This is a genomic window from Streptomyces sp. S.PB5 (assembly GCF_030403745.1).
Lineage (GTDB): Bacteria > Actinomycetota > Actinomycetes > Streptomycetales > Streptomycetaceae > Streptomyces.
The window spans coordinates 16,063-31,202 of record NZ_JAQMWP010000003.1; the positions used below are offsets into that span (position 1 = coordinate 16,063).

The following is a 15,140-nucleotide window of genomic DNA, read 5'->3' on the forward strand; positions in this document are numbered from 1 at the left end:
CTCGCGCACGACAATCCGTCGCGCCCATGGCCGAATTGCACGACCGCGTGTCGCTTGTGGCATGCGTCACTCCGCCGCCACACTGACGCATCCGAAAGGGAAGAGCTCTTTGATCTTCGGATTTCGTTGTCACATGACACTGATGGGGGCGGGAATGACAGAAAAGCCCACGCGAGAGGTACACCGGCTCAAGGCGAATTCCGTAGGCCTGGTCGGCGTCGTGTTCATGGCGGTCGCCACCGCCGCGCCGATCACCGCGATGACCGGCAACCTGCCGATCGCGGTCGGCTTCGGCAACGGCACGGGCGCGCCCGCGGGCTACCTCTTCGCGACGCTGGTCCTGACGGTGTTCTCCGTCGGATACGTCGCCATGGCCCGGCGGATCACCGCCGCCGGCGCCTTCTACGGCTACATCTCGCACGGCCTGGGCCGGATCGCGGGCATGGCCTCGGGGATGCTCGCCGTGCTGGCGTACATCGTCTTCGAGGCGTCCATCGTCGGCGTCTTCTCCTACTTCGCGAAGACCACCGTCCACGACCAGCTGGGCGTGGACCTCCCGTGGATCGTCTACGCGGCCGCCATGCTCCTGGTCACCGCGGTCCTGGCGTTCTTCGACATCAACCTCACCGCGAAGGCCCTCGGCGTGATGCTGATCGCCGAGATCGCCGTCCTCTTCGCGGTCGCCACCGCCGTACTCCTCCAGGGCGGCGGCCCCGACGGCATCCCGATGGAGCCGATCAACCCGAAGAACGCCTTCACCGGCACCTCCGCCGGGCTCGGTCTGTTCTTCGCGTTCTGGTCGTGGGTGGGCTTCGAGTCGACCGCGATGTACGGCGAGGAGTCCCGCGACCCCAAGCGCGTCATCCCGCGCGCGACCCTGATCTCGGTCATCGGTGTCGGCATCTTCTACATCTACGTGTCCTGGATGACCATCGCGGGCAACGGGCTCTCCGGATCGGTGAAGGTCTCCTCCTCCACCAGCCCCCTCGACCTGTTCTTCGACCCGGCACACTCCTTCATCGGCGCCTGGGCCGTCGACACCTTCCAGTGGCTGCTGATCACCGGCTCCTTCGCCTGCGGCATGGCCTTCCACCAGTGCGCGGCCCGCTACCTCTACGCGATCGGCCGTGAGGGCTTCCTGCACCCCGCCCTCGGCCGGACGCACACCAAGCACGGCTCCCCGCACATCGCCTCGTTCGTCCAGTCGGTCATCGCGGTCGCGCTCGTGGCGGCCTTCTGGCTGACCGGCCAGGACCCCTACATCCACCTCTACACGCTGCTCGCGATCCTCGGCACGATGGCGATCCTCATCGTGCAGACCCTGTGCTCCTTCGCGGTCATCGGCTACTTCCGCAAGAACCACCCCGAGGACCGCCACTGGTTCAGGACCCTCACCGCCCCGCTGCTCGGCGGCATCGGCATGATCGCCGTCGTCGGGCTGCTGGTGACCAACCTCGACACCGCGGCCGGCACGGCGGCCGACTCGCTCTTCTTCAAGGCCATCCCGTGGATCGTGGGCCTGGTCTTCTTCGGCGGCCTGGGCCTCGGCCTCTACCTCAGGACCAGGCACCCGGAGCGCTACGACATCATCGGCCGGATCGTCCTGGAGGACGCGGCGGAGCGTACCGAGGAAGCCCCCGTCAACGCCTGAGGAGCAGCACAGTGTCCCGAACCCACTCGATGCACGTACTGCGTTCCCTCTTCGCCGACCACGCCGCCGCCGAGCGGCTCGTCCTGCCCGTCGCCGACGCCCGTGTGCGCCGCCGTACGGTCCTCAAGGGCGCCGCGGTCGCCACGGCGGCCGTCGCCACCACCACCGCGGCCGGACCCGCCGCGGCCGCCACGCCCCGAATCGCCGTCGTGGGCGCGGGAATCGCCGGTCTGACGGCGGCGCTCACGCTCCACGACGCCGGGTACGGCTGTACGGTCTACGAGGCCGACCCCGACCGTGTCGGCGGCCGTATGTACTCCCAGCGCGACCACTGGGCGTACGGCCAGGTCTCGGAGATCGGCGGCGAGCTGATCGACACCAGCCACAAGAAGATGCTGGAACTCTGCCGCCGCTTCTCGCTGCCCACCGAGGACTTCCTCGGCGGCGGACCCAACGGGGCCGAGGAAGTCCTGTGGTTCGACGGCGGCTACTACCCGCGCGACCGGGCCGACGAGGACTTCAAGGGCGTCTACCAGGCACTGAAGAAGGACCTCCAGGCCTCCGGCGAGGTCTTCTGGAACCAGACCACCGCGACCGGCACCGCCCTCGACACCATGTCCCTGTACGACTGGATCGAGTCACGCGTCCCGGGCGGCCACGACTCGCCGCTCGGGCAGTTCTTCGACGTCGCCTACAACGTCGAATACGGCGCCGACACGACCGAACAGTCGTCCCTGGCCCTCGTGCTGCTCATGGGCTACCAGACCAATCCCGGCAACTTCAACATCTGGGGGCTGTCCAACGAGCGCTACCACATCGTCGGCGGCAACGACCAACTCCCGTACGCCATGGCCGACCACCTTCCCGACGGCACGATCCGGCAGGGCTGGGCGCTGCGGGCGGTCAAGGCCAACAGTGACGGCACCCAGACCCTGACCTTCGAGGAGGCGGGGGCGACGCGGACCGTCACCGCCGACCACACCGTCCTCTGTGTCCCGCTGTCCGTCCTCAAGCAACTCGACCTCACCCGGGCCGGGTTCGACACCCGGATGACCAACCTCCTCCGGGACGCCCGCATGGGCCACTGCACCAAGCTCAACATGCAGTTCTCCAACCGCCCTTGGCGCGGCACCGGCCCCTGGCCCGGCGTCTCGGCGGGCGACTGCTTCACCGACGGCCAGGTGCAGCAGACCTGGGACACCACCAAGGTCCAGCCCGGCACGGGCGGCATCCTCATCCAGTACGGCGGCGGCAGCCTGGCCCGGTCGCTGACGCCCGCGGCGCCCTTCTCGTACGAGAGCGATCCGTATGTGAAGAGGCTCGCGACGAGGTATCTCGCCGACATCGACGCCTTCTTCCCGGGGACGTCGGCGGCCTGGACCGGCGCGGCACAGCTGTCGGCGTGGCACCTCAACCCGTATGCGCAGGGCGCGTACTCGTACTGGCCGGTGGGTTACCTGCATCGGTACGCCGGCTACGAGGGTGTCGCGCAGGGCAACGTCCACATCGGCGGCGAGCACTGTTCGTACGACTTCCAGGGGTTCATGGAGGGCGGGGCGACCGAGGGCGAGCGGGCGGCCAGGGAGGTGATCGCCGCGGTGAGTTGACCTGTCTCGAGCGAGGTCTTCGCCGACGCCGCGCTCACTCCGGTTTGATGTTGTGGTTGAAGCGGAAGACGTTGTCGGGGTCGAACTCCCGTTTGACCGCGGCCAGTCGGCGCGCGTTCTCGGGGCCGAGGCCCGCCGTGACGCGCTCGGTGCCCTCGTCGCCGATGAAGTTGAGGTAGACCGCGCCGGTGCTCCACGGCCGGGAGTCGGCGCGGACGTCCCGGACCCACTGGATGACCCGCTCGTCGTCCGCCGGGTCCTCCCACATCGCGAACGGGTGCACGGCCCAGGGCGCGTCCCGGTACGGGACCGGGTACTCGTGCGGTCCGGCGGAGATCGCCCCGCCCAGGGGGAACAGGACGTGGATGGAGCCGGTCGGCACCGGCATGGACGCGGCGCGGGCGCAGAAGACGTCCAGGAAGTCGTCGGGGGCGCCGGTCAGATACTCCGCCGACCAGTAGTTCCGCATGCCGGGCGGATCGTCGAGCATGCACTGGACGTCGGCGTACGGCATCGCCCCGACGATCTCCGACTCGTGCGGCAGCGCGAGCAGCGGCTCGGCCAGCTTGCGCATGTCCTCCTCGGGCCCGGCGTACGTCAGCAGCGCGCCGCACAGCAGGGTGCCCTGGAGGTGGGGCGGGCAGAACTCCTCGGGCGGGCCGGTGAGGTAGATGACGCCGCCGCTCGCCTCGTCCGGGGCCACGGAGATCAGGTCGCGGTAGGTGCGGGCGACCTCGGGGCCGTACTCCGGGAGGTACAGCAGCAGCGCGATGGAGAACTCGGGCAGCTCGTGCAGTTTCAGGGTGATCGCGGTGGCGATGCCGAAGTTGCCTCCGCCGCCGTGCAGGGCCCAGAACAGCTCCGGGTTCTCGTCGGCGCTCGCGTGGACCTCGGAGCCGTCCGCGGTGACCAGTTCGACGCCGAGCAGATTGTCGACGGCGAGCCCGCACCAGCGGTCCAGCCAGCCCGAGCCGCCGCCGAGGACGAAGCCGCCGACACCGGTGGTGGAAGCGCGGCCGCCCGTGGTCGCGAGACCGTGCGGCTCACAGGCCCGGTCCAGGTCGCTCATGGTGGCCCCGCCCGCGATCCGTACCGCCCCGGCGGCCGGGTGGACGGTGACCGCGCGTATATGGCGCAGGTCGACGACGAGACCGCCGTCGTTGAGCGCACTGCCCGCCACGCTGTGTCCACCGCCGCGTACCGCGATCGGCAGATCGAGATCACGTCCGAAGCGCACGGCCCGTACGACGTCGGTCTCGTCCACGCACTGGGCGATCACCGCGGGACGGCGGTCGATCATGGCGTTGAAGACGATCCGGGCCTCGTCATAGCCCGGGTCTCCCGGAGCGAACACGTCGCCGACCAGATCCTCGCGGAGCGCGGCGAGGGCCGCGCCCGCCTTCGACGGGGATGCCATGGGGCGCCCCCTTTCGTGCAGGGGCTGATGGCTCCAGCGTAGGCGGGCCCGGCTCTCCGGTCCTGTTCAGCCGACGTGCGTCATCGATCCGTAAGGTTCGGCCGAAGACTCAGCCGCCGTACGCCCCGGACGCCGTCAGCCGCAGCGCGGTGTCGATGAGCGGGACGTGGCTGAAGGCCTGCGGGAAGTTGCCGACCTGGCGCTGGAGGCGCGGGTCCCACTCCTCGGCGAGGAGCCCGAGGTCGTTGCGCAGGGCGAGCAGCTTCTCGAACAGCTTGCGGGCCTCGTCCACGCGGCCGATCATCGCGAGGTCGTCCGCCATCCAGAACGAGCAGGCCAGGAACGCGCCTTCGTCACCGGGGAGGCCGTCGACACCCTCGCTGTCGCCCTCGGTCGGGTAGCGCAGGATGAAGCCGTCCTCGGTGGACAGCTCGCGCTGGATGGCCTCGATGGTGCCGATGACCCGCTTGTCGTCCGGCGGCAGGAAGCCCATCTGCGGGATCAGCAGCAGCGAGGCGTCCAGCTCCTTGGAGCCGTACGACTGCGTGAAGGTGTTGCGCTCCTTGTCGTAGCCCTTCTCGCACACGTCCCGGTGGATGTCGTCGCGCAGTTCGCGCCAGCGCTCCAGCGGGCCGTCCGCGTCCCCGGACTCGATGAGCTTGATCGTGCGGTCGACCGCGACCCAGGCCATCACCTTCGAGTGCACGAAGTGCCGGCGCGGGCCGCGCACCTCCCAGATGCCCTCGTCGGGCTCGTCCCAGTGGTCCTCCAGGTAGCGGATGAGCTTGAGCTGGAGCAGGGAGGCGTAGTCGTTGCGGGCCAGGCCCGTCATGTGCGCCAGGTGCAGGGCCTCGGTGACCTCGCCGTACACATCCAGCTGGAGCTGGTGCGCGGCGCCGTTGCCGACCCGGACCGGGGCGGAGTTCTCGTAGCCGGGCAGCCAGTCCAGCTCGGCCTCGCCCAGCTCCCGTTCGCCTGCGATGCCGTACATGATCTGCAGGTTCTCGGGGTCGCCCGCGACCGCGCGCAGCAGCCACTCGCGCCAGGCGCGGGCCTCCTCGCGGTAGCCGGTGCGCAGCAGCGACGAGAGGGTGATCGCGGCGTCGCGGAGCCAGGTGTAGCGGTAGTCCCAGTTGCGGACGCCGCCGATGTCCTCCGGTAGAGAGGTCGTCGGCGCGGCGACGATGCCGCCGGTCGGGGCGTACGTCAGGGCCTTCAGCGTGATGAGGGAGCGGACGACGGCCTCGCGGTAGGGGCCGTGGTACGTACAGTGCTCCACCCACTCGCGCCAGAAGGTCTCCGTCGCCTCCAGCGACTGCTCCGGCTCCGGCAGCGGCGGCGGCTGCTTGTGCGAGGGCTCCCAGGAGATCGTGAACGCGATCCGGTCACCGGGGGCGACGGTGAAGTCCGAGTATGTCGTCAGGGACTTGCCGTAGGTCTCGCAGTCGGTGTCGAACCACACCGAGTCCGGGCCCGCGACGGCGACCGTGCGCCCGTCGTGCTTGTGGACCCACGGGACGACCCGGCCGTAGGAGAACCGCATACGCAGTGCGGAGCGCATCGGGACGCGGCCGGAGACACCCTCGACGATCCGGATGAGCTGCGGCGCGCCGTCACGTGGGGGCATGAAGTCGGTGACCCGGACCGTGCCGCGCGGGGTGTCCCACTCGGACTCCAGGATCAGCGAGTCGCCGCGGTAGGTGCGCCGGGCCGCGGTCGGCGGCTGCGCGTCGGCGGCGTGCGCGGGCCCCAGGCGCCAGAAGCCGTGCTCCTCGGTGCCCAGCAGGCCGGCGAAGATGGCGTGCGAGTCGAAGCGGGGCAGGCACAGCCAGTCCACTGTGCCGTCCCGGCAGACCAGAGCGGCGGTCTGCATGTCTCCGATGAGTGCGTAGTCTTCGATGCGCCCGGCCACGTGCAACTCCAGTCGAACGGCCACGTCACCCCCCGAGCAAAAAGGGGGCTGTCGCTATTGCGGTCAAGGGGTCGTTGTAATGCGTCGTTGAGCGGTGAAGCAAAGCAGTCGATCGGCTGGGAGGCAAAACGACGATTTCTGCTCAACGAACTGACGAGCTCACGTTGTTCCGGTGCTTACGGGCGGGGGGTGGTGCCGTGTTGCCGGCCGGGCTCGGCAGCGAATGTCCGAGCAGGATACGACGCACGTAGATGATCTGTGTGCCGCTCCGGCCAATGCGGATGGGCCGATCGGGTGAGCAATGGGTGAGGAACACGAGGCGCGTACGCATATGTGTCGACGCGTGCGCGGAGCGTGGCCGGAAGCCATCCCGTCGAGGCGCTGATACCCTGGTAGCCCGTGGACCGGTGGTGGATAAAACCCCCGACCGCAGCGACGGCAACCCCGGAGATCTCCGGTCGTGAAGCCGCCCAGCACCTCAGACCGAGACCACGGGAGCCCCCCTTTGGCCATGACGCCCAAATCAACGACGACCAAGCACATCTTCGTCACCGGGGGTGTCGCCTCCTCTCTCGGCAAGGGCCTGACCGCCTCCAGCCTCGGCATGCTGCTCAAGGCGCGTGGTCTGCGGGTCGTGATGCAGAAGCTCGACCCGTATCTGAACGTCGACCCGGGCACGATGAACCCCTTCCAGCACGGCGAGGTGTTCGTTACCAACGATGGCGCTGAGACAGACCTGGACATCGGACACTACGAGCGCTTCCTCGACCGCGACTTGGACGGCAGCGCCAACGTCACTACAGGCCAGGTCTACTCGACGGTGATCGCCAAGGAGCGGCGCGGCGAGTACCTCGGTGACACCGTGCAGGTCATCCCGCACATCACCAACGAGATCAAGCACCGCATCCGGCGCATGGCGACCGACGAGGTCGACGTCGTCATCACCGAGGTCGGCGGCACCGTCGGCGACATCGAGTCCCTGCCGTTCCTGGAGACGGTCCGCCAGGTCCGTCACGAGGTCGGCCGTGACAACGTCTTCGTGGTCCACATTTCCCTCCTGCCGTACATCGGCCCGTCGGGAGAGCTGAAGACGAAGCCGACCCAGCACTCGGTTGCGGCCCTCAGGAACATCGGTATCCAGCCGGACGCGATCGTGCTGCGCTGCGACCGCGAGGTCCCGACCGCGATCAAGCGCAAGATCTCCCTGATGTGCGACGTCGACGAGGCCGCCGTGGTCGCCTGCCCCGACGCCCGCTCGATCTACGACATCCCGAAGACCGTGCACGGCGAGGGCCTGGACGCCTACGTCGTCCGCAAGCTGGACCTGCCGTTCCGCGACGTGGACTGGACGACCTGGGACGACCTGCTCGACCGCGTCCACAACCCCGACCACGAGATCACCCTCGCCCTGGTCGGCAAGTACATCGACCTGCCCGACGCCTACCTCTCGGTCACCGAGGCGCTGCGCGCGGGCGGCTTCGCCAACCGGGCCCGCGTGAAGATCAAGTGGGTCACCTCCGACGACTGCAAGACCCCGGCGGGCGCGAAGGCCCAGCTGGAGGACGTCGACGGCATCTGCATCCCGGGCGGCTTCGGTGACCGCGGTGTGCTCGGCAAGGTCGGCGCGATCCGCTACGCCCGCGAGAACAAGATCCCGCTGCTCGGCCTCTGCCTCGGCCTGCAGTGCATCGTGATCGAGGCCGCGCGCAACCTCGCCGACATCCCGGACGCCAACTCCACCGAGTTCGACTCGGCGACCGGCCACCCGGTCATCTCGACCATGGCCGAGCAGCTGGACATCGTCGCCGGCGAGGGCGACATGGGCGGCACCATGCGGCTCGGCATGTACCCGGCCAAGCTCGCCGAGGGCTCGATCGTGCGAGAGGTGTACGACGGCAAGGAGTACATCGAGGAGCGGCACCGCCACCGCTACGAGGTCAACAACTCCTACCGCGCGGAGCTCGAAAAGAAGGCGGGCATCCTGTTTTCCGGCACCTCGCCGGACGGCAAGCTCGTCGAGTACGTCGAATACCCGCGCGAGGTCCACCCCTACCTGGTCGCCACCCAGGCGCACCCGGAGCTGCGCTCGCGGCCCACGCGTCCGCACCCGCTGTTCGCCGGCCTGGTGAAGGCATCTGTCGAGCGTCAGCGGGCTGAGGGCGCGCGGAAGAATTCCAAGTAACACGTCAGTTGTACGGTTGCCGGGGTGCGTACCTTCAAGGTCGCACCCCGGTTTTTTTCTTGTACACGGTTTTTCTTGTACGTCTGGAAGGACACGGCATGACGATCAAGGACACCCCCGAGGAGTGGGAGATCCGGGCGACGGAGACCCCCTTCGTGGGCAACAAGACCTCCGTCCGCACGGACGACGTGGTCATGCCCGACGGCAAGGTCGTCCGCCGTGACTACCAGGTCCACCCCGGCTCGGTCGGCGTCCTCGCCCTGGACGACGAGGGCCGTGTCCTGCTCATCAGGCAGTACCGCCACCCCGTGCGCCAGAAGCTCTGGGAGATCCCGGCCGGCCTGCTCGACGTGCCCGGCGAGAACCCGCTGCACGCCGCCCAGCGCGAGCTGTACGAGGAGGCCCACGTCAAGGCCGAGGACTGGCGGGTGCTGACCGACGTCTACACCACGGCCGGCGGCTGCGACGAGGCCGTACGGATCTTCCTGGCCCGCGATCTGTCGGAGGCCGAGGGCGAGCGTTTCGAGGTCGAGCACGAGGAGATCGACCTGGAGTACGCGCGCGTGCCGGTCGAGGAGCTCGTACGGGGCGTGCTCGCGGGCGAACTGCACAACAACTGCCTGGTGGTGGGCGTGCTTTCGCTGGTCGCCGCGCAGAACGGCGACGGCCTCGACGCCCTGCGCCCCGCGGACGCGCCCTGGCCGGCCCGTCCCTTCGAGTCCTGAACAGAGTCCTGAACCGTGTCCTCGGCACACGAAGATCACTTACGGTGTGACCATCGGCTGATCCGATCGGGCGACGTGTCCGCCGCGCTCCTCACAGAACGTTGCAGAGCGTGAACTAGGCTCTGAAAATGCCCGAACCGGAGTCCCGGCGGGCTTTGCGCGTGCGGTGGGACGGGAGTGTGGCCCGTGACGGATCAGGCGGTGGAGACAGGCGGCGTCCGGCTGTCGGCCGAGGACCATTTCCTGGGCCGGACGCGGGAGCTGAAGGAGCTCCTCGCCGACATCGAGCGAGCGGGCCTCGACACCATCTCCGGCAAGAAGGCCCCCCGCGCGCGGGTGCTCCTCATCGCGGGCAGGCCCGGCTCCGGCCGCACCGCGCTCGCCGAGGAGCTCGTACGACAGGTCGCGGAGCGTTACGACGACGGAGTGCTGCGCGTCCGGCTGAGCGAGCCCGACGGCACCCCCGTCCCCGTCGAGCGAGCCGCCCGTGAACTCCTCGTCGCCCTGGACCGGCCGACCCCGGCAGGCGCCGCCGAGGACGACCTCTCGGAGGCGCTCCGCGAGGCCCTCGCCGACCGGCGCGCCCTGCTCCTGCTCGACGACGCGGTGAGCGCGGAGCAGGTCGACGCGCTGCTCCCGGACACCCCGGAGTGCCTGGTCGTGGCCGTCTCCGGCGGTCCGCTCACCGGTATCTCCGACGTCCGCCCGTGCACGCTGGGCGGTCTCGACACCAAGTCCGCCCTGGAACTGCTGACCCGGTACACCGGCTCGGTCCGCATCACCGTCGACCCGCGGGCCGCCGAGGGTCTCGTCGAGGAGTGCCAGGCCCAGCCCGCCGCCCTGAGGCTGGCCGGCGGCTGGCTCGCCGCCCGCCCGAAGGCCGCCGTCGCCGACCTCGCCAAGCATCTACGCACGGAGGGTGACGAAGGGACCCCGCTCAGCCGGGTCTTCCGCCTCGCCTACGGCTCCCTGCCCAGCCCCGCCGCCCGGATACTGCGACTGCTCGCCCTCGCCCCGGCCGGCCTGGTCGACCCGCACACCGCCTCCGCGCTCGTCGGCTGCTCGGTGGGCGGCGCCCGCACCACCCTGGACGACTTCGTCGCCCTGGGCCTGCTGCACGCCGTGGAGTCGCCGCTGCCCGAGTACGAGGTGCCCGGCTGTCTGCACCCCCTGCTGAAGGCCCTCACCGAGACCCAGGACCGCCCCGGCGAGCTCCAGCTGGCCCGCGCCCGGATGCTGGAGCGGACGGTACGGCTGCTCCAGTCGTCCCGGGCCATCACCGAGACGGACAACCCCGAGGCCCGCGAGAAGCTCCAGGGCCTGCCCCGCTCCCTGCGCTTTCCCAGCCCCCGGGCCGCCGAGGACTGGCTGCGCCTCCGCAAGCCCGCCCTGCTGGCCTCCGCCCGCCTCGCCGTCGCCGACGGGGAGCTCGACACCCTCGCCCGCCGACTGATGTCCCAGCTGGTCAGGGCGATGGTCGCGCACTTCGGCACCCAGGCCGCCGCCCCTGACCTGTACGGCGTCCACCGGCTCGTCCTGGACGTGGCCGAGCGCCGGGAGCTGCCCCGGGAGAAGGCGGCGGCACTGCTGAACCTCGGCGACCTGGACGCGCAGACCGGGCGGACACAGGACGCGCTGGCGCGGTATCGGGCCGCGCTGGACTCCGGACGCCAGGCGAATGACCCGTACGCGACCGGTCGCGCGATGGAATCCGTAGGCGGTGCGCATCTGGAGCTCGGGGACTACGACCGGGCCGCCGACTGGTTCGGCCGCGCCCTCGCCCAGCGGCTGGCCCGGGACGAGCGCGTGGACGCTGCCCGGTTGCACGGCCGTATCGCCGCGGCCCAGACCTACGCGGGCCGCTACGGCGAGGCGCTGCGGGGCTGGCGGGCCGCGGTCGCGGGACACCGCAAGAACGGTGATGTCGCGGCCCACGCAAGGGCGTTGAGCGAACTCGCGCGGGTCCAGGAGTACGCGGGCCGCCCCGAGGAGTCGCTGCACACCTGCGAGGAGGCCGTGGAGTGGGCGCGGCGCGCCGAGGACGTGCGGCTGCAGGCGGCGCTGCAGCTGCGGCTCGCGGACACGCTGGAGCACCTGGGCGATCCCGCCGCGGCCCGGCTGCACCGGGGGGCCGCCGAGCGGCTGCTGGGGGAGGAGGTTTCGGAGGAAGAAGCGGGGGTCGAACAGAGTGATGACCCGAAACAAGCCGCTGACGCCTGCGAAATCCGTAGTACATCCACAGAAGATTGATGCAATGAAAGGCTAGACAGCGGGAACGCCTTCATTAGACTGGCTCTGCCGCACCTTCTCCTGCGGTGCATCCTGGTGTGCTCATGCATGGCCGGGTATGTGTTGGATTAACCCCGTGTGTTACCCCACACCCTCTGAGCCAAGGACCGTGATCGACGTGAAGGTCGGCATCCCCCGCGAGGTCAAGAACAACGAGTTCCGGGTGGCCATCACCCCCGCCGGTGTGCATGAGCTGGTGCGCCACGGCCACCAGGTCTTCATCGAGCACAACGCCGGTGTCGGCTCGTCGATCCCGGACGGCGAGTACGTCGCCGCGGGCGCCCGGATCCTGGACACGGCCGACGAGGTGTGGGCCACCGCCGATCTGCTGCTCAAGGTCAAGGAGCCCATCGCCGAGGAGTACCACCGCCTCCGCAAGGACCAGACGCTCTTCACCTACCTGCACCTGGCCGCCTCCAAGGAGTGCACCGACGCGCTCATCGAGTCCGGCACCACCGCGATCGCCTACGAGACGGTCGAGCTGCCCTCCCGCGCGCTGCCGCTGCTCGCCCCGATGTCCGAGGTCGCGGGTCGGCTCGCCCCGCAGGTCGGCGCCTACCACCTGATGCGCTCGGTCGGCGGCCGCGGTGTGCTGCCCGGCGGTGTCCCCGGCACCCAGCCCGCGCGTGCCGTCGTCATCGGCGGCGGTGTCTCCGGCTGGAACGCCACCCAGATCGCCGTCGGCATGGGCTTCCACGTCACGCTGCTCGACCGCGACATCAACAAGCTGCGCGAGGCCGACAAGGTCTTCGGCACCAAGGTCCGGGCGATCATGTCCAACTCCTTCGAGCTGGAGAAGGCCGTCCTGGACGCCGACCTCGTCATCGGCGCGGTGCTCATCCCGGGCGCCAAGGCCCCGAAGCTGGTCACCAACGAGCTGGTCGCCCGGATGAAGCCGGGAAGTGTCCTTGTCGACATCGCGATCGACCAGGGCGGCTGCTTCGAGGACTCCCGTCCCACCACGCACGCCGAGCCGACCTTCCAGGTCCACGACTCGGTCTTCTACTGCGTCGCCAACATGCCCGGCGCGGTGCCCAACACCTCCACCTACGCGCTCACCAACGCGACGCTGCCGTACATCGTGGAGCTGGCCAACCGGGGCTGGGTCGAGGCGCTGCGCCGTGACCCCGCGCTCGCCAAGGGCCTCAACACCCATGACGGCAAGGTCGTTTACAAGGAGGTCGCGGAGGCGCACGGCCTGGAGCACATCGAGCTGGAGACGCTCCTCGGCTGAGCCTGAGGACGACCGGAGGGTTAAGTCACCTTTTCGTAAAGGCGATACGTCAACAAGGCGTGTCAACCACTCGCACACGGCCGGACCTTGCCCGACAAGGTCCGGCCAGATGTGTGTATGGTCACTTTGCGACGCTCGGTCAACTCGCCTCGAACGTAACCCTTTGGTCGATTCGCACACCGGTGAAACCTGCCGTGCGACGGCCGTACGCCCTTGACAGCGCGATGTTTGATTGCCGACACATCCTGCCGGGTCCGGCGGATTGTGTTGCTGTGAACACCCGACACGCCATAGAGTCGCCAACCGTCGGCATGGTGCCACGCTGACCTTGTCTAGAAGTTTCCTGGTCACCAAGGAGGTAAGACGACTTGTGAATGAGTCGACATTTACTCCCGGGGGTGGTCAACCAGGAATGCCTGCACGGGCCGAGGGCCCCGCGGGGTTCGAGGCTGTCGGCTCCGTCGCGGTGCGCACCTTCGCAGCCCACCAGAGTCACCAGAACTCCCGAGTGACTCTGTCAGCACACCAGAGCATGGATGGCCATCACGTGAACGCCATGGCCGGCGACGGAAGTGGCGCGCCCCACAACCAGTTCGCCGACTACGACGAACTGCCCGAGGGGCACTTCTACGACCCCGACGCCGAGTACGAGCCCGACCCCGAATACGCGGCCACGCTCGCTCCCGACGCTGCCCGCCAGCGCCGTGAGCGCATCGGCCCTACCGGTCGCCCGCTGCCGTACTTCCCGATCCCGGGTCCGCTGACCGATCACGGACCCGCGAAGATCATCGCGATGTGCAACCAGAAGGGCGGCGTCGGCAAGACCACGTCGACCATCAACCTGGGTGCCGCGCTCGCGGAGTACGGCCGTCGTGTGCTGCTCGTGGACTTCGACCCGCAGGGCGCGCTGTCGGTGGGTCTCGGTGTCAACCCGATGGAGCTCGACCTCACCGTCTACAACCTGCTCATGGAGCGGGGCATGGCGGCCGACGAGGTCCTGCTGAAGACCGCGGTCCCCAACATGGACCTGCTGCCGAGCAACATCGACCTGTCGGCGGCGGAGGTCCAGCTGGTCTCCGAGGTCGCGCGCGAGTCGACGCTGCAGCGGGCGCTCAAGCCGCTGATGGCCGACTACGACTACATCGTGATCGACTGCCAGCCCTCGCTGGGCCTGCTCACCGTCAACGCGCTGACGGCCGCGCACAAGGTGATAGTGCCTCTGGAGTGTGAGTTCTTCGCGCTGCGCGGTGTCGCCCTGCTGACGGAGACCATCGAGAAGGTCCAGGAGCGGCTCAACCCGGAGCTGGAGCTCGACGGGATCCTCGCCACGATGTACGACTCGCGCACGGTCCACAGCCGCGAGGTGCTGGCCCGTGTGGTCGAGGCGTTCGACGACCACGTCTACCACACGGTCATCGGCCGCACGGTCCGCTTCCCGGAGACCACGGTCGCCGGTGAGCCGATCACCACGTACGCCTCCAACTCCGTCGGCGCCGCCGCCTACCGCCAGCTCGCCAGGGAGGTGCTCGCCCGGTGTCACGCCGAGTGAGTCTGCCGGGGGCCGACGAACTCTTCCGTACGACAGGGGGAATGGCGCTCCAGCCGTCCACTCCGCGACGGGGGGCCAACGGCGAAGCCCGGGTCCCCGCGCCGGCCGGAGAGAGCGACGGGGCCGCGGCCGTGTCGCCCGAGGACGCGCCGCAGTCGGTGCCCGCACAGGGCGGCGACGGCGACGGGGCGGAGCATGTGGCGACGGAGCCCGCCGCGGCCGGTGAGTCCCGCAGCCGGGACGCGGCGGCGGAGCGCTCCGGGCGACGTCAGGACGCGCAGGAAGGTTCTGCCGCGACCGGGGCCGCGCCGCGTAAGCAGCGTGGTGGTGGCAGGGCCGCTTCCCGGCGGCCCAGCGGGCGTGAGCGGCACGACGAGAAGATCACCGTGTACGTCTCCGCCGAGGAGCTCATGGATCTGGAGCACGCGCGTCTGGTGCTCCGGGGTGAGCACGGGCTGGCCGTCGACCGCGGGCGGATCGTCCGTGAGGCGGTCGCCGTGGTGCTGGCCGATCTGGAGTCCCGGGGAGACGCGAGCATCCTCGTACGCCGGCTGCGCGGGCGGTAGCGGTAGCC

General features: G+C 69.6%; 10 protein-coding genes. 8 read left to right on the plus strand and 2 right to left on the minus strand.

The window, feature by feature from the left end:
- Positions 1-154 precede the first annotated feature (154 nt).
- Positions 155-1,651 (plus strand): APC family permease, encoded by a 1,497-nt coding sequence (locus tag PH203_RS08930; protein ID WP_289918368.1) that lies wholly within the window; start codon positions 155-157, stop codon positions 1,649-1,651.
- An 11-nt stretch (positions 1,652-1,662) separates the two neighbouring features.
- Complete coding sequence (locus tag PH203_RS08935) at positions 1,663-3,258, plus strand: NAD(P)/FAD-dependent oxidoreductase (protein ID WP_289918370.1); 1,596 nt, start codon at positions 1,663-1,665, stop codon at positions 3,256-3,258.
- 34 nt (positions 3,259-3,292) lie between these two features.
- Here the strand turns inward: PH203_RS08935 and PH203_RS08940 are convergent, their stop codons facing one another.
- The gene (locus PH203_RS08940) at positions 3,293-4,675 is read right to left on the minus strand and encodes an FAD-binding oxidoreductase (RefSeq protein WP_289918372.1); all 1,383 of its coding nucleotides are present in this window, start codon (positions 4,673-4,675) and stop codon (positions 3,293-3,295) included.
- Between the two features lie 109 nt (positions 4,676-4,784).
- Complete coding sequence (locus PH203_RS08945) at positions 4,785-6,587, minus strand: glycoside hydrolase family 15 protein (protein ID WP_289919419.1); 1,803 nt, start codon at positions 6,585-6,587, stop codon at positions 4,785-4,787.
- 511 nt (positions 6,588-7,098) lie between these two features.
- Between PH203_RS08945 and PH203_RS08950 the strand changes: the two genes are divergently transcribed.
- The 6 genes from PH203_RS08950 (at position 7,099) to PH203_RS08975 (ending at position 15,132) form a co-directional block, all read left to right on the plus strand.
- On the plus strand, positions 7,099-8,769 hold the full coding sequence (locus tag PH203_RS08950) for a CTP synthase (RefSeq protein ID WP_289918374.1): 1,671 nt from the start codon (positions 7,099-7,101) through the stop codon (positions 8,767-8,769).
- A 98-nt stretch (positions 8,770-8,867) separates the two neighbouring features.
- Positions 8,868-9,494, plus strand: a complete 627-nt coding sequence (locus tag PH203_RS08955) for an NUDIX hydrolase (RefSeq protein WP_289918377.1) — start codon at positions 8,868-8,870, stop codon at positions 9,492-9,494.
- A gap of 186 nt (positions 9,495-9,680) precedes the next feature.
- Positions 9,681-11,744, plus strand: a complete 2,064-nt coding sequence (locus tag PH203_RS08960) for a tetratricopeptide repeat protein (protein WP_289918379.1) — start codon at positions 9,681-9,683, stop codon at positions 11,742-11,744.
- A 157-nt stretch (positions 11,745-11,901) separates the two neighbouring features.
- Positions 11,902-13,017: an alanine dehydrogenase gene (ald, locus tag PH203_RS08965; protein ID WP_289919421.1), complete on the plus strand. Its 1,116-nt coding sequence runs from the start codon at positions 11,902-11,904 to the stop codon at positions 13,015-13,017.
- Positions 13,018-13,429: 412 nt separating this feature from the next.
- Positions 13,430-14,566 (plus strand): ParA family protein, encoded by a 1,137-nt coding sequence (locus tag PH203_RS08970; protein WP_289918381.1) that lies wholly within the window; start codon positions 13,430-13,432, stop codon positions 14,564-14,566.
- Positions 14,551-15,132 carry a hypothetical protein gene (locus PH203_RS08975; protein ID WP_289918382.1) on the plus strand — a complete coding sequence of 194 codons (582 nt, stop codon included), beginning with the start codon at positions 14,551-14,553 and terminating at the stop codon, positions 15,130-15,132. The genes PH203_RS08970 and PH203_RS08975 overlap by 16 nt, the downstream gene beginning before the upstream one ends.
- Positions 15,133-15,140 lie beyond the last annotated feature (8 nt).